This window comes from Streptomyces sp. NPDC046215 (genome assembly GCF_040646215.1).
Classification (GTDB): domain Bacteria; phylum Actinomycetota; class Actinomycetes; order Streptomycetales; family Streptomycetaceae; genus Streptomyces; species Streptomyces stramineus.
On record NZ_JBEYZW010000049.1, the window covers coordinates 16,965 to 34,055 of the forward strand.

Here is a 17,091-nt window from a genome sequence, read left to right on the forward strand (position 1 = left end):
TTTCGTTGCGCGGGTGTCTTCAGAGCTGGGGGCGGGTCATCGTAAAGCGGGCGTTGACCTGTGCGGAGACGGTCTGGCGCTGTGGTTCGAGGTCGAGGGCGGGGGTGGGGTCGGGGCCTCCGTAGCCGGCGGTGCGGGTCATGCCGGCGGCGGCGCCCGCCGACGGGTAGTGGTCGGTGGTGTCGTCGGCGAGTTCGGTGAGGGCGACGAGGTGGGCGCCGAGGGCTTCGGCGTATTCGCGGGCGCGTTGGACGGCTTCCTGGACGGCTTGTGTGCGGGCGGTGCGGTGGGCGGGCGAGTCGGGGCGGAGGGCCCACCAGGGTCCGTCGATGCGGGTGTTTTCGAGGTCGGCGAGGCGGGTGGCGAGTTCGCCGAGGGTGGTGAAGTCGCTGAGGGTGGCAGTGAGGTGGATGCTGCCGTGGTAGGAGCGGACGCGGTCGCTGCGGCCTTTGTCGGCGAATTGGGGGATGACGGTGAAGGTGCCGGTTTCGAGTTTTTCGATGGTGTTGCCGTAGGAGCGGAGGAGTTCGAGGGCTTGGTTGTTGCGGCGGGTGAGGTCTTGCAGTGCGGTGGTGCGGTCGGTGTTGCGGGTGGTGATGGTGATGCCGATGTGGGCGATGTCGGGGTCGACGTCGAGGTGGGCTTCGCCTCGGACGGAGATGCGGGGGGTTTCGGGGGTGCCGTAGGGCGGGGCGGTGGGTGTGGTCATGGGCCCAGGGTCGCAGGTGGGGGTGTGATCGGGGTTACTGGGGAGTCATCAGATCGCAACCTTGTCGGGGGTGTTCTGGACGGGGGCGGTCCGGTCAGAATCTACGCGCGTTGTCTGTTACGAGTGGGGAGATGAAGTGACGCTTGACCGGCGGAATTTTCTGGGGCGTACCGCTGCGACGGGTGCGGGGGTGGCTCTTGTGGGGGCGGTGGGTGCGGGTTCGGCCGAGGCGGCCGGGGCGGGCTCCGACCGGGGTGACCGTAAGAAGCGGTACGCCTTGACGGTGATGGGGACGACCGATCTGCACGGGAACGTGTTCAACTGGGACTATTTCACCGATGCCGAGTTCGATGACAAGGCGCACAATGATGTGGGTCTGGCGAAGATCTCGACGCTGGTGAATGAGGTGCGCAGGGAGAAGGGGCGGCGGAATACGCTGCTCATCGATGCGGGTGACACGATTCAGGGGACGCAGCTTTCGTATTACTACGCCAAGGTGGATCCGATCACCAAGGCGCGGGGGCCGGTGCATCCGATGGCGCAGGCGATGAATGCGATCGGGTATGACGCGGCGGCGTTGGGTAACCATGAGTTCAATTATGGTATTCCGGTACTGCGGAAGTTCGAGGAGCAGTGTGATTTTCCGCTGCTGGGTGCGAATGCGCTGGATGCGAAGACGTTGCGGCCGGCGTTCGCGCCGTATGTGATGAAGCGGGTGTGTACGCCGTTCGGGCGGGATGTGAAGGTGGCGGTGCTGGGTTTGACGAATCCTGGTATCGCGATCTGGGACAAGGCGAATGTGCAGGGGAAGATGGTGTTCCCGGGGTTGGAGGAGCAGGCGGCGAAGTGGGTGCCGCGGCTGCGGTCGATGGGGGCGGATGTGGTGATCGTCTCTGCGCATTCGGGGAGCAGTGGGACGTCGTCGTACGGTGATCAGTTGCCGTATGTGGAGAATGCGGCGGCGTTGGTGGCGGAGCAGGTGCCGGGGATCGATGCGATTTTGGTCGGGCATGCGCATACGGAGATTCCCGAGTATCGGGTGGCGAATAAGAAGACGGGTAAGGAGGTGGTGTTGTCGGAGCCGTTGAAGTGGGGGCAGCGTTTGACGTTGTTCGACTTCGGTCTGGTGTGGGAGCGTGGTTGCTGGAAGGTGGAGTCGGTTTCGGCGAAGGTGTTGAATTCGAATACGGTGGCCGAGGACCAGAAGATTGTTCATCTGTTGCGGGATGAGCATGCGAAGGTGGTCGCGTATGTGAATCAGGTGATTGGTACGTCGTCGGCGGCGATGAGTGCGGTGGAGGCGCCGTACCGGGATACGCCGATCATTGATTTCATCAATCATGTGCAGGCGGAGACGGTGAAGGCGGCGTTGGCGGGTACGGCGTATGCGTCGTTGCCGGTGTTGTCGCAGGCGTCGTGTTTTTCGCGGACGGCGGCGGTGCCGGCGGGGAAGGTGACGATCCGCGAGGTGGCGGGGCTGTATCCGTTCGAGAATACGCTGGAAGCCCGGGTGTTGACGGGTGCGCAGTTGCGGGAGTATTTGGAGTTTTCGGCGCGGTACTACGTGCGGACGGCTGCGGGTGGGGCGGTGGATCCGGCGAAGCTGACGAATGCGGAGGGGATTCCGGATTATAACTATGACGCGGTCAGCGGCCTCTCGTACGAGATTGACATCGCGAAGGCGCCGGGGGCGCGGATCGGGAAGCTTTCGTTCGGCGGGAAGCCGCTGGACGACGCGGCGCAGTTTGTGCTGGCGGTGAATAATTACCGGGCGAGTGGGGGCGGTAATTTCCCGCATGTGGCGGGGGCGAAGCAGGTGTGGGCGAATTCGGAGGAGATTCGGAACACGATCATTTCCTGGGTGAAGGCCCGGGGGTCGATCGATGTGGGTGCGTTCGCGTCAGTGGACTGGAAGTTGACGCGGGATGGTGCGCCGGTCTTCTGAGGTGTGGGTGTGGGGCCGTGGCTGTGGCCGCGGCTCCAGGCCGAAGGTGGTGAAGGCGGTCCGCTCCGGGAGGGGGTAGGCCGTCTTTTGTGTGATGGCGTTGAGGATGGTGGCGCTGCGCCAGGCGGCGAGGCCGAGGTCGGGGGCGCCGACGCCGTGGGTGTGGCGTTCGGCGTTTTGGACGTGGATGGCGCCGGTGACCAGGGGGTCGAGGACGAGGCGGTGGTTTTCGTCGATGCGGGGGCGGTCGCTGTGGTCGCGGCGGATGTAGGGGTCGAGGGCGGCGAGGAGGGTTTCGGTGCGTCGTTCGCGGTAGCCGGTGGCGAGGACGACGGCGTCGGTGGTGATGCGGGAGCGGGTGCCTTGTTGGGCGTGTTCGAGGTGGAGTTCGACGCGGGTGGTGCCGACGCGTCCGGCGGTGCGGACGAAGACTCCTGGGGTGAGCACGGTGTCGGGCCAGCCGCCGTGGAGGCTGCGGCGGTAGAGCTCGTCGTGGATGGCGGCGAGGGTGCCGGCTTCGATGCCTTTGTGGAGTTGCCATTGCTGGGGCAGGAGTTGGTTGCGTACGGGTTCGGGGAGGGCGTGGAAGTAGCGGGTGTAGTCGGGGGTGAATTGTTCGAGGCCGAGTTTGCTGTATTCCATGGGGGCGAAGGCGGGGGTGCGGGCGAGCCAGTGGAGTTTTTCGCGGCCGGCGGGGCGGTTGCGGAGGAGGTCGAGGAAGACTTCGGCGCCTGATTGTCCGGAGCCGATGACGGTGATGTGGTCGGCGGCGAGGAGGCGTTCGCGGTGGTCGAGGTAGTCGGCGGAGTGGATGACGGGGACGTTGGGGGCTTCGGCGAGGGGGCGTAGGGGTTCGGGGATGTGGGGGGTGGTGCCGACGCCGAGGACGAGGTTGCGGGCGTAGGCGCGGCCGAGGGCGTCGGCTTCGCCGTCGGTGTCGAGTTGGGTGTAGTCGATTTCGAAGAGGTTGCGTTCGGGGTTCCAGCGGAGGGCGTCGATCTGGTGGCCGAAGTGGAGGCCGGGGAGGGATTGGCTGACCCAGCGGCAGTAGGCGTCGTATTCGGCGCGTTGGATGTGGAATCGCTCGGCGAAGTAGAAGGGGTAGAGGCGTTCTTTGGTTTTGAGGTAGTTGAGGAAGGTCCAGGGGCTGGTGGGGTCGGCGAGGGTGACGAGGTCGGCGAGGAAGGGGACTTGCAGGGCGGTGCCGTCGATGAGGAGGCCGGGGTGCCAGCGGAAGGTGGGGGTTTGGTCGTAGTAGGCGGTGCGGAGGCCGGGGATGCCGTGGGCGAGGGCGGCGAGGGAGAGGTTGAAGGGGCCGATGCCGATGCCGGCGAGGTCGAGGGGGTCGTCGGGGGTGGTGCGGGGTCCGGGGGTGGGGTTGGGGGGTGCTGAGTTCATGTGGGGGTGTGCCTTTCCACGTGGGTGAGGAGGTCGGTGAGGTTTTGGGGTGAGGTGTGGGGGTTGAGGAGGGTGGCTTTGAGCCAGAGGCCGTCGGGGGTGGTGGTGCGGCCGAGGGTGGCGTGGCCGGTGTGGAGGAGTTGGCGTCGGATGTGGGCGGTGGTCCGGTCGTTGGTGTGGGTGGGGCGGAAGAGGACGGTGCTCAGGGTGGGGCGGGCGTAGAGGTCGAAGCGGGGGTGCTTGTCGATGAGGTCGGCGAGGAGGTGGGCGGTGGCGCAGACGCGTTCGACGAGGTGGCCGATGCCTTGGCGGCCGAGGGCGCGGAGGGTGACGGCGATCTTGAGGATGTCGGGGCGGCGGGTGGTGCGGAGGGAGCGGCCGAGGAGGTCGGGGAGGCCGGCTTCGGTGTCGTCGGGGGCGTTGAGGTAGTCGGCCTGGTGGGCGAGGGGGTGGAGGGCGGTGGTGTCGGGGACGGCGAGGAGGCCGGCGGCGATGGGTTGCCAGCCGAGTTTGTGGAGGTCGAGGGCGATGGTGTGGGCGCGGTCGAGGCCGGTGAGGGCGGGGCGGAGGGTGGTGCTGAAGAGGAGTGCTCCGCCGTAGGCGGCGTCGATGTGGAGGGGGGTGTGGTGGGTGTCGCAGAGGTCGGCGAGGTGGGGCAGGGGGTCGATGCGGCCGGTGTCGGTGGTGCCGGCGGTGGCGATGGTGAGGGTGGGGGTGTCGCGTAGGGCGGTGAGGGCGTCGTGGAGGTGGGTGGGGTCGATGACGCCGGTGGGGGTGGGGAGGGTGTGGGGGGTGGGGAGGCCGAGGAGCCAGGCGGCGCGGTGGATGCTGTGGTGGGCGTTGGCGCCGCAGATGATCTGAAGTGGTGTGTGGGGTGTGGTGGTGCGGGCGTTTTCCCGGGCGAGGAGCAGGGCGAGCTGGTTGGACTCGGTGGCTCCGGTGGTGACGAGGGCGTCGGGTGCGGGGCGGGTGGGGTAGGCGAGGGCGGCGAGGGCCTGGGTGGTGAGGGCTTCGAGGGCGGAGGCGGCGGGGGCCTGGTCCCAGGAGTCGAGGGAGGGGTTGAGGGCGCTCGCGGCGAGGTCGGCCGCGGTGGCGAGGGCGAGGGGCGGGCTGTGGAGGTGGGCGGCGCAGTGGGGGTGGGCGGGGTCGGCCGAGTCTTCGGCGAGGGCGCGGACGAGGGTGTGGAGGCTTTCGTGGGCGCCGGTGCCGGTTTCGGGGAGGGCGGGGTGGGCGGTGGCTCGTATGCGGGCGGTGACGGCGTGGGGGCCGCCGGCGGGGAGGGGGCCGTTGCGGGTGGTGGCGCCTTGGGTGAGGGCGTGGAGGGTGGTGTCGAGGAGGGGGCGGAGCGCGTGGGGCCCTTGGGTGCCGCCCGCGAGGGGGGCGGGGGTGCTTGGTGCGGGGGTGGGCGCTGGCACGGGTCTTGCCCCTTTGGTGTGGGTCGGTGGGGGTCCGTGGGGTCGGGGCTCCGGGGCCGGGGGCGGACAGGTGAAGGGTCAGGGAGGGGTTTCGAGGGGGGTCTCGTGGGGGTCGGGGGCGGGTTTCGGGCGTCAATTGCAACAAGTTACTGGGGTCGCACGCTCGGTGACGGGGGTCGGGGTGGGGTTCGCTCGATGGGGGGACTGCCCTGCGGCGCGGGGGGTCGGGGTCTGCTAATGGGGGTGCGGGGCGACTGGGAGCGTTCCGTCGACTAATCTGCACCCATGGCCATGAACTCTCTCGCTCTCGACATCGGGCCGCTCAAGCCCGAGCTGATGCCGCTCGTCCTTGGGCTCGTCCTGTTCTTCATCCTTTTCGCCGTGATGGCGAAGGTGCTGCTGCCCCGGATCAACAAGGTCCTCGTCGAGCGCGAAGAGGCGACCGACGGACGTTTCGACGAGGCGGAGGTGACGCGTGCCGAGGCGGCGCGGGTCCACGCCGAGTACCAGGAGCTGCTGGCGGAGGCGCGGCACGAGGCCGCGCGGCTGCGGCAGGAGTCGGTGGAGCAGGGTACGGCGATCATCGCCGAGCTGCGGGCCGAGGGTCAGCGGCAGCGTGAGGAGATCATCGCTGCCGGTCACGCGGTGATCGACGCGGAGCGGGCGGTCGCGGAGGCGGAGCTGCGCGAGCAGGTCGGTGTGCTGGCGACGGAGCTCGCGGGGCGTATCGCGGGCGAGTCGGTGACGGACTTCGCGCGGGAGTCCGGTGTCGTGGACCGCTTCCTGGAGGAGCTTCGTACGGCGAAGCCGTCGGACGCGGTGGCCGACAAGCGCGACTGACGCGTGCGGCGCTGAGCGCCGGTTTGTGCGCGGGGAGACCCCCGTGACCCTTTCGGGTCACGGGGGTCTCCCTTTTTGCGTGTGGTGGGTGGGGCGGGGTCAGGCCGTCGTCGCGGATCTGATCTTCAGGGCGCGGCGGAGGTCGTCGAGCTGGTCGGTGAGCTTGCGGCGCAGGGCGGGGGTGGGGTCGGCGGTGCGCAGGCAGGTCTCGCCGAGGTCGAGGGTGTGCTGGTCGATGAAGGGGTGGGGGAAGCCGTGGGTGCCGGCGGCCGCGGCGAGGGCGGGGCCGCGGCGGGCGGCGAGGGCGACGGCTGCGGGGTGGTAGCGGTCGCGGTAGGGGGTCAGGAGGTCGAGCTGTTCGGGTTGCCAGAAGCCTTGGGCGGTGGCGGTGAAGAGGTAGGTGGAGAGCTGGGCCGAGGGGTCGTGGGTGTACATGGCCTGCCAGGCGGTTTCCTTGGCGGTGGGGTCGGGGAGGGCGGCGTGGCAGCGGGCGGCGCCTTCCCGGCCGGTGGCGCTGGGGTCGCGGGCGAGTTCGGTGTCGATGGTGGCGGGGGTGGTGGCGCCGAGGACGGCGAGGCGGGCGAGGGCGCGCCAGCGGAGGTCGGGGTCGAGGGTGGGGCCGCCGGGGACGGTTCCCTGGTCGAGCCAGTCCTGGAGGGTGTCGGGGTCGGTGGTGCTGTCGATGTAGGTGCGCACGGCGGTGAGGCGGATGCCGTGGTGGGTGGGGTTGTTGTCGGTTTGGGTGCGGTGGAGGAGGTCGCGGCAGAGGTCGGTGAGGGTGGAGAGGGCGACGGGGCGGGCGGTGGGGGTGGTGTAGCGGTCGGTGATCTGGTGGCGGGCGAAGGTGAGGACGCCTCGGGTGAGGGCGGTGTCGGTTTCGTGGGGGAGGTGGGCGCGGGCGGCGTCGAGGTAGGCGGCGGGGGCGAGTTCGCCGTCGCGGACCATGTCGCGGGCGGCGTTCCACAGGACGGCGCGGCTGAGGGGGTCGGGGAGGCCGGAGAGGGCGTGGAGGGCGGTGTCCCAGGAGTGGGGGTCGAGGCGGACCTTGGCGTAGGTGAGGTCGGTGTCGTTGAGGAGGAGCAGGTCGGGGCGGTGGCCGGTGAAGGTGAGGGTGTGGGTGCCGCCGCCTGCGGGGAGGTCGGTGTGGGCGCTGGGGCGGGGGGTGAGGGTGTGAGGGTTGTCGGGGGTGCGGTCGTAGAGGCCGATGGTGAGGTGGTGAGGGCGGGTGCCGTCGTGGTGGAGATCGAGCTGCCAGTGGCCGGTGGGTTCGGTGGTGGCGGCGGGGTGGGTGGTGTGTTGGGGGGCCGCGGCGGGGGTCTCTTGGGTGGTGAGGGTGGGGGTGAGGGTGTCGACGCCGCTGGTGCGCAGCCATTGGCCGGCCCAGGCGTGGACGTCGCGGTCGGTGGCGCGGGCGAGGGAGTCGATGAAGTCGGCGAGGGTGGCGTTGCCGAAGCGGTGGCGGGTGAAGTGGTCGTTGATGCCGGCGAGGAAGTCTTTTTCGCCGAGCCAGGCGACGAGTTGGCGCAGGGCGCCGGCGCCCTTGGCGTAGGAGATGCCGTCGAAGTTGAGGAGGGCGGCGGCGGTGTCGTGGACGGCGTCGGGGTCGGGGGCGACGGGGTGGGTGGAGGGGCGCTGGTCGGCGTCGTAGCCCCAGCCCTTGCGGGTGACGGCGAATTCGGTCCAGGCGCCGTCGAAGCGGGTGGCTTCGGTGAGGACCTGGTAGCCCATGTATTCGGCGAAGGACTCGTTGAGCCAGATGTCGTCCCACCATTGGAGGGTGACGAGGTCGCCGAACCACATGTGGGCCATTTCGTGGGCGAGGGTGACGGCGCGGCCTTCGCGTTCGGTGTCGGTGACGGCCGAGCGGAAGACGTATTCGTCGCGGAAGGTGACGAGGCCGGGGTTCTCCATGGCGCCGGGGTTGAATTCGGGGACGAATGCCTGGTCGTAGGAGTCGAAGGGGTAGGGCTCGTCGAAGATTTCGTGGAACCGGTCGAAGCAGCGGCGGGTGATGTCGAGGAGTTCTTCGGCGTCGGCGTCGAGGTGGGGGGCGAGTGAGCGGCGGCAGTGGAGGGCGAAGGGCAGGCCGGCGTGGCGGGTGTGTACGGAGTGCCAGGGGCCGGCGGCGAAGGCGATGAGGTAGGTGCTCAAGGGCGGGGTGGTGGCGAGTTGCCAGCGGCCGTCGGCGGGGTCGCCGGTGCGCTGGGCGATGGCGTTGCCGAGGACGGTCCATTCGGGGGGTGCGGTGACGGTGGCGTCGAAGACGGCTTTGAGATCGGGCTGGTCGAAGGCGGCGAAGACGCGCTGGACGTCGTCGAGGAACGCCTGGGTGTAGAGGTAGGTGAGGCCGTCGGCGGGGTCGGTGAAGCGGTGCATGCCTTCGCCGGTGCGGGAGTAGCGCATGTCGGCTTCTATGCGCAGTTCGTGGGGGCCCGCGGTGAGGGCGGGGAGGGGGAGGCGGTTGTCGTCGAGGGTGGCGGGGTCCAGTGGCCGGCCGTCGAGGGTGGCGCGGTGGAGGGTGGCGGGGCGGAGTTCGACGAAGGTGTCGGCTGTGTGGTGTGCGGTGAAGCGGATGGTGGTGGTGGAGCCGAAGAGTTCGTCGCCGCGGGTGAGGTCGAGGTCGATCGTGTAGTGGTGGACGTCGAGGTGGCGGGCGCGGGTCTGCGCTTCGTCGCGTGTGAGTACGGGCATGGGGTCATGCTGCCGCATCGCTGGCGCTGGGCCAGGGGGTTATTACTGTGCGTTGCCGGGGGGCCTGCGGCCGGCTTCGGGGGTGGGTGCGGGGGGCGGCCGGGGAGCGGGTGCGGGCGGGTGGTTGGTCTGCGGGCAGGCCCGACCATGGGGGTGGGAATGTTGAGCCCGGCGATGGGCCTACGGCCAGCCCCGGGCTCGGGCTGAGGGTCGTGCGCGTGACCGGGCTGCGGGCGGGACCGACCGTGGCGGTGGGCTGAGCCCGGCCACGGGGCTTGCGGCCGGTCTGGGACGAGGCCGGGGCGGCAGGCGATCGTCTCTGTAGCCGGTCGGCCCACTTGTGGCTGTGAGCGGAGTTGAGCCCGGCATCGGGCCGGCCGCCCGGCAGGGGCTCGCTTGGGCGGGTGGGCCGGTGCCGCGGGACGCGCCGACTTGTCGACGGTCGCCCTGCTGTCCGACAAGCCGACGGCAGCCACAGGGTCGTGTTTGCGCGCGCCATGGGCCGCCGGTTGCCGACACCAGCCGTGGCGACGGGAGCGGTTGAGCTCGGCACCGTGCCCGATGCCCGGCAGGCCCGGGCGGGGACCGCTGGGGTGGATGCGCGGGCGCTCCACGTGATGCCGGACCACCGGCCGTCGACGGGCCGTCACCGCCACAGCCGACAGCACCGGTATCGCGGCGGAGGCCGCACAGCTGACGCCAGCGGTCGGCCCGACCGCGTCAGGTGCGGGAGCCGCGGCGGGGCCGCTACCGAGACGGGCGCGTCCGCGCGGCCTCGGCCTCGGCGGCCCGGTTCCGCAGCAAGTCCCCCGCCGGTTGGGCTTGGCCAGTCTGAGCCGCGTGTCACCATCAGGGCTGCCGCGACCACTCCCCCGAACTCGGTACGCGCATCGGCAGCCCACCCTCCGCAGCGAGCCCCGTCACCGGTTCGGTGGAGCTCGCGCCCTTGAGGGCCGCGCCGGACGATCCGGGCTCTTGCCGACGTGACCGCCGGGGGGCGCAGAGGCCCGGAGCGGCGCCCGGACACGTGCGCCCGGTGGACATCCCGGTGACCCGCCCTCCGCAGCGAAGCCGTAGCCAGATCGGGGCGGGCAGGCTCGTACCCCCGAGTCGGCTGCAGGCGACCGCTCCCCCAGCCGGCGCGTCCGGGCGGCACCGGGGCGGCGGTCCGACCAGCAGGCCGATACGCGCCCCGGCAGGCCGCCCTCCGCAGTCGAAGCTCACAGGCGGCGCCGACTCGCCTAGGCGCCCACGCACCCCTGGGGTCCGCCGCAGGCGACCCGCTCCCCCGCCGGCACAGCCGCGCGGCGCCGTCCGCCCGGCCGGACAGACAGCGGCAGCCAGGCCCACGGTCCGCCACCGAGAATCCGCCCCGCTAACCCGTACCCGCAAGCCCGCCGCAGGCGACACTCCCCCACCGGCGCAACCGCGCGGCACCGGCCCGGCCCGGCCGGACACGCACCGGCCGCCAGGCCAACGGCCCACAGCCCGCAACCCGCCATCCGCGTTCGTCCCGCGAAAGGCCCGTGCCCCCGAAGCCCGCCGCAGGCGATCAGGCTCGGGCGATCGTCTCGTGGTGGCGGATGACCTCCGCGATGATGAAGTTGAGGAACTTCTCCGCGAAGGCGGGGTCGAGTTTGGCGTTTTCGGCCAGTTCGCGGAGGCGGGCGATCTGGCGGGATTCGCGTGCGGGGTCGGCGGGGGGCAGTTTGTGGGCGGCCTTGAGGTGGCCGACCTGCTGGGTGCATTTGAAGCGCTCGGCGAGCATGTGGATCACCGCGGCGTCGATGTTGTCGATGCTGTCGCGCAGCCGGCCCAGCTCGGCGGTCACGGTTTCTTCGTTGGCACTGTTGCTCATGGCCACCGACTCTAAGCGGACGGGCGGGCTTCGGTGACCGGTGGGTGCTCGGGGCCGGGTGCGGCGTGCCCGGCGTGCGCGGAGCCGGAAGCGGACGGAGGCGGCGCCGACGCGGCGGGATGAAGAGGCGGCTGACGTAGGGGGTCGTCGTAGGCAAGGTCGTCGTAGCCGACGCGGCGGGCGATGGCGGCGACGGGCGGTTCGGGGGCGGCGTGGAGTTCCTCGGCGCGGGCGAGGCGGATGCCGAGGAGGTTGGACTGACGGCCGGGAACGGGCAGGATCGGTCAGATGATCGCGAAATTTCTGAGTACCGTCGTCGACTGCCCGGATCCGGTGGCCCTGGGCCGTTTCTACGCCGGGATCCTCGGCGGACGTCTGGATGACAGCGACCCGGAGTGGACGGAGCTGTACGCCCCCGGCCAGCGGATCTCGTTCCAGCGGGTGGCGGACTACCGTCCGCCGCGGTGGCCGTCCCAGGAGCATCCGCAACAGCTGCATCTGGACTTCGTGGTGGACACGCGCGCGGATGTGGAAGCGGCGCAGCGGGAGGTGCTCGCGCTGGGGGCGGTGTTCCTGCACGACAGCGGGGGTGAGGTGCGGGGCTTCCGGGTCTTCGAGGATCCCGCGGGGCATCCTTTCTGCCTGTGTTACGGGCAGAGCTGACGGGCCGGCCGGGTCCGTCAGTTCAGGCCGGCTCCCGCTGCTCGCAAGGCGGCGCCCGCTCCCCCGGTGAGGGGTGCGCCGTGGCCGAAGCAGGCGGTGTCGGTGTCGAGGGCCGCCTGGCGGTGGAAGGAGTCGATGGCCTGCCGCCGGTCGACGTTGAAGACGCCGAGTATGGGCCGCGGGTCGTTGGCGATGGTGTCGCCGGTGAAGAGGACCCCTGAGGTGGGGAGGTGCAGGGCGATGCCTCCGGCGGTGTGGCCGGGTACGTGGAGGACGCGGACGTCCTCGCCCCAGTCGAGGGTGTCGCCGTCGTGGAGTTCGCGGTCGACGGGGCAGGGCGGTGCCACGGCGGTGTGGATGTCCGGGGGGAGGGAGGCGTGGAGCGGGATCTCCCAGTCGAGGAGGACGGGCGGCGTCTCGGGGCGGTGTCCGCGGATCACGTCGGCGTCGGCGGTGCCGGCCAGGACGCGGGCTCCGGTGGCCGCCGCGAGGGGGGCGGCGGAGCCGGTGTGGTCCACGTGGGAGTGGGTGAGGACGATCTCGCGGAGGTCGCCGGGGGCCGCTCCCAGGTCGCGCAGGGCGTCGAGGATCTTCGGCGCGTAGCCGGGCGGGCCGGTGTCGATGAGTGCCCAGCCGTCGGGCAGGCGCGCAATGTACGCCTGCCCGACGTGGAAGCACAACATCCAGACGGCAGGAGTGATGTGGAACACATGCATGGGCCTCACCCTAGTGATCTTCCGGGGTGGGGCCGGGGCGTGCGCCGAGGGCGTGTTGCGCCCGGGGGCGGGTGTGTTCAGGCCGTGCGCGGGCGGTCGACGGGGAAGAGGGCGGTGACCTCCCAGCCGCCTTCGGGTGCGGGGCCGGCGCGGAGGAGGCCGCCCATGGCCTTGGCCCGTTCGCTGAGGCCGACGAGGCCGAAGCCGCCGCCGCGGGCCCGGTCGGAGAGGGTGGCGGCGTTCTTGCCGTCGTCGGCGATGCGCAGTTCGACTCCGGCGGGCACGCCGCGGACGCCGATGCGTACGGCGGTGGCGTCGGCGGCGTGTTTGCGGATGTTGGTGAGGGCTTCGCGGACGACGCGGTGGACGCCGGCGGCGACTTCGCCGGGGATCCAGTTCTCCATGCCCTGTTCGATGTAGAGGACGACGGGGGGTCCGGTGCGGGCGAAGGAGTCGGCCAGGGCGCGGACCTCGGGGAGGCCGGCCACGGGCTCGGTCTCGGCGTCACCCTCCCGGAGGATGCCGACGAGGCGCCGCATGGCCTGGAGGGACTCGCCGGCCGAGGTCTCGATGCGGGCGAAGGCCGCGGCGGCGGCTTCCCCGTCGAGTGCGGTGAACCGGGCGGCCTGTGCCTGGACGACGATGCCGGTGACGTGGTGGGCGACGAGGTCGTGGAGTTCCCGGGCGAGTTCGAGGCGCTCGGCCGTCCGTACGGCGGCCATGTCGCGGACCCGCTGTCCGGCCTGGGTGCGCAGGAGCAGCGAGTAGGCGGTGACGACGGCGGTGAGGGTGCCGAAGACGGCGGTGAAGCGGCCGGGGTGGAGGTCGCGGACGGGGGCGGCGAGGCAGGCGACGGCGAGCAGTGGGCCGAGGACGGCGGCGACGCGGGTGGGGGACCGCTGGATGACGGCGGTGAGGAGGACGAGGAGGGCGATGTCCTCGCCCATGCCCCAGACGACGGAAGGGTGCGGGCCGGCCATGAGGACGACGGAGGTGGTCCAGGAGACGGCGACGGCGGCGGTGGCCCGTACGGTCAGGGGGATCCAGCTGTAGGGGACGGCGCACAGGCAGACGGCGACGCCGGAGGCCAGGACCACGGCGTGGGGCTGGCTGGGCCGGCGGGCGAGGGAGATGCCTTCGAAGCCGACCAGGCAGAGCAGGGCGACGGCGAAGGCGGCTTTCGCGGCGGTGGCCCGCCGGGGGTGCCGGGCGGCCCACCCGGCGAGTCTGTTCACGGGCCGCCCGTGGCCAGTCCGCTTTCCCAGGCCCAGGCGGCGATTTCGACGCGGTTGCGGGCGTCGAGCTTCATCTGCACGTTGGCCAGGTGGGTTTTGACCGTGGAGAGGGAGACGAAGAGTTCGGCGGCGATCTCGGCGTTGGTGGCTCCGCGGGCCAGGCAGCGCACGACGTCGGCTTCCCGGTCGGTGAGCGGTTCGGAGGGGGCTTTGACAGAGCCGGCGGCCTTGGCGGGGGCCATGTCGCGGAGCAGGCGGACGGTGATGGCGGGTGAGATGAGGGAGTCGCCGACGGCGGCGGCGTGCACGGCTTCGACGAGCATGGCGGGGCTGGCGTCCTTGAGGAGGAAGCCGGAGGCGCCGTTGCGCAGTGCGGTGTGCACGTATTCGTCGAGGTCGAAGGTGGTGACGATGACGATGCGGGGGCGGCGGGCGCGTTCGGGGTGGGTGGCGGCGAGGGCGGAGAGGCGGCGGGTGACTTCGAGGCCGTCGAGTTTGGGCATGCGGATGTCGAGGAGGAGCACGTCGGGCAGGTGTTCCTCGACGGCGGCGAGGGCGGCTTCGCCGTCGACGACGTCGGCGACGACCTCGATGTCGGGCTGGCTCTCCAGGATCATCCGGAAGCCGGTGCGGACCATCTCCTGGTCGTCCGCGATGACCACGGTGATCGCCATGCTGTTTCCTCGCCCTGTTCCTGGTGCTGTCGTTCGAGGGGTGCCTGTCGTTCCATGTCAGCGGGGGTGACCGGGGGTCGCAACCGCAGTGGCTCAGGCGCCGGTGCGGCTCTGGCGGCGCAGCGCGACGCGGACGGCGCAGGCGCCGCCGGCGGCGGTGAGGAGGGCGGCGCCGGCGAGGGCGGGGGTGCTCATGTCGTGGCGGTCCCGGAGGGTCTCGCCGGCTTCGACGGCGCGCTGGACGGGGTTGCCGGAGGCGAGGTGGGCCGTGCCCGTGCCGCCGGCGCCGGCGCTGTTGGTGGTGGCCGGGGTGACGACGGTGGTGGCCGTGGTGCGGTGTGCGGTGCCGGAGGTGAAGTCGTAGTAGTGGGCCGGTCCGGTGCCGTCGAGGGTGGCGCGCAGGGTGGGCCGGTCGGTGCCGGCGCCGAGGATCCGCAGGTGGAGGCGGTTGAGGTCGGCGGCGGGGTGGGCGCTGTCGAGGGTGTGCTCGCCGGTGCCGCGGGTGGTGACGGTGACGGTGGGGGCGTCGGTGCCGGAGGTCAGGCGGGCCCGGCTGCCGTCGGGCAGCCGGATCTGCTGCACGGCGGTGGGGCGGTTGTCCTGCCGGGCGGTGTCCTTGGTGTCTGCGGCGACCGCGGCGGCCGTCGGCCAGAGCACCGCGCCGACGGCGGCGGTGAGGACGGTGGCGGCGGCGATGCGGGTCTTGGCGGACACGGAGGTCCCTTTCCGTACGGGCGGGTCGGACTGCGGGCCGCCGGTTCCGGATCGCCGGGGTTCTCCGGGGGCCGTCGCACCACCCTGTTCACGTTACGGATGCCGAAGGGGTTCACACGTCGGCTGTCCGACCATTCTCGTCTCGGCCGAAAGGATGACGGGGGCCCGTCCGCGTCATACCGGAGTCGTGCGGGCGGGCCGGGGAAGGGGGGCTCGTGCTGGGCCGTCCGGGTCCGGGGTGACCTCCGGACGGCCCAGTGGCCGGCGGGGCGGGGGCACGCGGGTGCCTCCGCGGCGGGGCCGGCCGGGGTCAGCGGCGGCCGAGGCCGGCGGCCGCGCTCTTGATGCTCGCGGCGAAGGTGCTCACCTCGGTGTAGACGCCGGGGTAGCCGGGCCGTGCGCAGCCCTGGCCCCAGCTGACGACGCCGACCTGGATCCAGGCTCCGGCGTTGTCCTTGCGGAACATCGGGCCGCCGGAGTCGCCCTGGCAGGTGTCCACGCCGCCGGTCTGGAGGTAGCCGGCGCATATCTCTTCGCCGGGGGTGAGGCTGCCGCCGTAGGCGCGCTGGCAGGCGGTGTCGTCGACGTAGGGGACGGTGGCCTTGCGCAGCTGCCGCTGCTGGCTGCCGCCTTCGCGGTCGGCGCCCCACCCGGCGATGGTGAAGGTGCCGTTGTTGTACGCGGTGGTGTCGGCGATGTTGAGGGTGGGGAGGTTGATGGGCTTGGCGAGTTTGATCAGTGCCCAGTCCTTGCCGGTGCCGTTGTAGCCGGGGGCTTGCAGGACGTAGGTGGACTTGACCTTGACGGCCTGGGAGGAGTTGAGGTCGACGGCGCCGGCGGTGGCGGTGATCGAGGTGTTCGCTCCGGTGCCGTTCACGCAGTGGGCGGCGGTCAGGACGATCTGCTGGGTGTAGAGGGAGCCGCCGCATCCCATGGACAGCCGCACCATCCAGGGGAATTCGCCTTGCTGGGCGGTGGTGCCGCCGACGACGGACGGGCCGGGGTGGGGTCCGGGGTCCGAGGCGAGGGCGGTGCCGGGCTGGAGGCTGACCGCGGCGAGGGCGACCGCTCCGACGGCGAGGGTTCTTTTGAGCACGGTGAGGAAGTTGCGCAAGGTACTTCCTTTCGTGGGAGGTTGCGCGCGTTTTGTCAGGCGCATGTCAATCCGATATGCGAACATCAGCCTGCGCTGCGCGGTGTGATTATGAGGATTGAGTGACCGCACGACAAGGCCGGTGTTTCGGCCAGCCGCCGCGGCCTCCGGCCGCTTCCCCGCGCTCCGCCCGCCCGCGCCGGGCCCGCCCGTAGAGTGGGAAGGCAGGCCGGAACGGACCGAGGGGGTGGTCACGTGGGCTCGACCGTGGAGATCGCGCACGGGTTCCCGCACGTGGAGACCGTGCGCGCCGCGATCACCGCGCTGTACAAACGGCTCTCCCACGACACCGTGCACTCCTTCGGCAGCAGTGTGCCGCCGGCCGACGCCGCCTTCTCCGACGACGAGAACCCCTACCTGGGGGTGCAGCGGGTCGCCGGAGCGATGGTGCGGCACCTGCGGCTGCCCGACGCGCGGATGATCGTCAGCTTCCGGGAGATGGCACACGCCGGGAGCGTGGAGCTCGCCGCCGGGCCGGAGTACTTCATCGAGCTCAACTCCCGCTTCAAGAAGCACCGCAGGGACATCGGCGCGGCCCTCGCGCATGAGGTGATGCACGTCTACCTGCACCGGCTCGACCTGGCCTTCCCCGGCACCCGGGACAACGAGATCCTCACGGACACGGCGGCGGCGTACCTCGGTTCGGGGTGGCTGCTGCTGGACGCCTACCGGGAGTCGTCGGTCACCACGCAGAAGCTCGGGTACCTCACGCCGGAGGAGTTCGGCTACGTCCTGGCCAAACGGGCGCTGGCGTTCGGGGAGGACCCCGCCCCCTGGTTCACCAGCCCGCAGGCGTACGACGCCTACGTGCGGGGTCGCGAGCTGGCCCGCCGGGAGGCGCGCCGGCCGCCGCTGGCCGGGGCGGGGCGGCTGGGCCGCCACCGCTACGCGCGCGACCGGCGCACGGCGTCGCCGTCACCGACGGCGGGGTACGCGTTCGAGAGCGGGGATCCCGTGCGGGTGAGCTTCCCGTGCCCGACGTGCCTGCAGCGCATCCGCGTCCCGGTACGGGGGCGCGTGCGCGCGCGGTGCGGGTTGTGCGGGACGGTGCTGGAGTGCGATACGTAGTCGCTGGGCCGC

At 71.4% G+C, this 17,091-nt stretch carries 14 protein-coding genes and 1 pseudogene; 4 read left to right on the top strand and 11 right to left on the bottom strand.

The window, feature by feature from the left end; genetic code table 11:
• Nucleotides 1–19 precede the first annotated feature (19 nt).
• Complete coding sequence (locus ABZ951_RS21270; RefSeq protein WP_344089278.1) at nucleotides 20–709, bottom strand: SIMPL domain-containing protein; 690 nt, start codon at nucleotides 707–709, stop codon at nucleotides 20–22.
• 136 nt (nucleotides 710–845) lie between these two features.
• On the opposite strand from ABZ951_RS21270, the gene ABZ951_RS21275 reads away from it, so the two are divergent.
• Entirely contained in the window at nucleotides 846–2,654 is a 1,809-nt protein-coding gene (locus ABZ951_RS21275) for a 5'-nucleotidase C-terminal domain-containing protein (RefSeq protein WP_344089279.1), read from the top strand.
• Here ABZ951_RS21275 and ABZ951_RS21280 read toward each other — a convergent pair.
• Nucleotides 2,610–4,052, bottom strand: coding sequence for a SidA/IucD/PvdA family monooxygenase (locus ABZ951_RS21280; protein WP_344089280.1), 1,443 nt, complete (start codon nucleotides 4,050–4,052; stop codon nucleotides 2,610–2,612). The two genes, ABZ951_RS21275 and ABZ951_RS21280, sit on opposite strands and share 45 nt — an antisense overlap.
• Complete coding sequence (locus ABZ951_RS21285) at nucleotides 4,049–5,467, bottom strand: pyridoxal-dependent decarboxylase (RefSeq protein ID WP_361280458.1); 1,419 nt, start codon at nucleotides 5,465–5,467, stop codon at nucleotides 4,049–4,051. The genes ABZ951_RS21280 and ABZ951_RS21285 overlap by 4 nt, the downstream gene beginning before the upstream one ends.
• 291 nt (nucleotides 5,468–5,758) lie before the next feature.
• Between ABZ951_RS21285 and atpF the strand changes: the two genes are divergently transcribed.
• Nucleotides 5,759–6,307, top strand: coding sequence for a F0F1 ATP synthase subunit B (gene atpF, locus ABZ951_RS21290; RefSeq protein WP_344089306.1), 549 nt, complete (start codon nucleotides 5,759–5,761; stop codon nucleotides 6,305–6,307).
• Nucleotides 6,308–6,406: 99 nt separating this feature from the next.
• Here atpF and pepN read toward each other — a convergent pair whose 3' ends face one another.
• From pepN to ABZ951_RS21305, 3 genes and pseudogenes are all read right to left on the bottom strand, one after another.
• On the bottom strand, nucleotides 6,407–8,998 hold the full coding sequence (pepN, locus tag ABZ951_RS21295) for an aminopeptidase N (protein WP_344089282.1): 2,592 nt from the start codon (nucleotides 8,996–8,998) through the stop codon (nucleotides 6,407–6,409).
• A gap of 1,552 nt (nucleotides 8,999–10,550) precedes the next feature.
• Nucleotides 10,551–10,856: a chorismate mutase gene (locus tag ABZ951_RS21300; RefSeq protein WP_344089283.1), complete on the bottom strand. Its 306-nt coding sequence runs from the start codon at nucleotides 10,854–10,856 to the stop codon at nucleotides 10,551–10,553.
• Between the two features lie 149 nt (nucleotides 10,857–11,005).
• Nucleotides 11,006–11,107: pseudogene (locus ABZ951_RS21305) on the bottom strand (AraC family transcriptional regulator); the annotation flags it as partial.
• Nucleotides 11,108–11,144: 37 nt separating this feature from the next.
• On the opposite strand from ABZ951_RS21305, the gene ABZ951_RS21310 reads away from it, so the two are divergent.
• A complete protein-coding gene (locus tag ABZ951_RS21310; protein WP_344089284.1) occupies nucleotides 11,145–11,519 on the top strand; it encodes a VOC family protein in 375 nt (124 codons plus the stop codon).
• Nucleotides 11,520–11,536: 17 nt separating this feature from the next.
• Here ABZ951_RS21310 and ABZ951_RS21315 read toward each other — a convergent pair whose 3' ends face one another.
• The 5 genes from ABZ951_RS21315 to ABZ951_RS21335 all read right to left on the bottom strand — a co-directional run bounded on the left by ABZ951_RS21315 (nucleotide 11,537) and on the right by ABZ951_RS21335 (nucleotide 15,972).
• A complete protein-coding gene (locus ABZ951_RS21315) occupies nucleotides 11,537–12,235 on the bottom strand; it encodes an MBL fold metallo-hydrolase (RefSeq protein WP_344089285.1) in 699 nt (232 codons plus the stop codon).
• Between the two features lie 77 nt (nucleotides 12,236–12,312).
• Nucleotides 12,313–13,470 (bottom strand): histidine kinase, encoded by a 1,158-nt coding sequence (locus ABZ951_RS21320; protein WP_344089286.1) that lies wholly within the window; start codon nucleotides 13,468–13,470, stop codon nucleotides 12,313–12,315.
• Nucleotides 13,467–14,144: a response regulator transcription factor gene (locus ABZ951_RS21325; RefSeq protein WP_344089287.1), complete on the bottom strand. Its 678-nt coding sequence runs from the start codon at nucleotides 14,142–14,144 to the stop codon at nucleotides 13,467–13,469. The genes ABZ951_RS21320 and ABZ951_RS21325 overlap by 4 nt, the downstream gene beginning before the upstream one ends.
• 93 nt (nucleotides 14,145–14,237) lie before the next feature.
• Nucleotides 14,238–14,858 (bottom strand): hypothetical protein, encoded by a 621-nt coding sequence (locus tag ABZ951_RS21330; RefSeq protein ID WP_344089288.1) that lies wholly within the window; start codon nucleotides 14,856–14,858, stop codon nucleotides 14,238–14,240.
• Nucleotides 14,859–15,168: 310 nt separating this feature from the next.
• Nucleotides 15,169–15,972: a serine protease gene (locus tag ABZ951_RS21335; protein WP_344089289.1), complete on the bottom strand. Its 804-nt coding sequence runs from the start codon at nucleotides 15,970–15,972 to the stop codon at nucleotides 15,169–15,171.
• Nucleotides 15,973–16,206: 234 nt separating this feature from the next.
• Between ABZ951_RS21335 and ABZ951_RS21340 the strand changes: the two genes are divergently transcribed.
• Nucleotides 16,207–17,079, top strand: a complete 873-nt coding sequence (locus ABZ951_RS21340; protein ID WP_344089290.1) for a hypothetical protein — start codon at nucleotides 16,207–16,209, stop codon at nucleotides 17,077–17,079.
• Nucleotides 17,080–17,091: the final 12 nt, after the last annotated feature.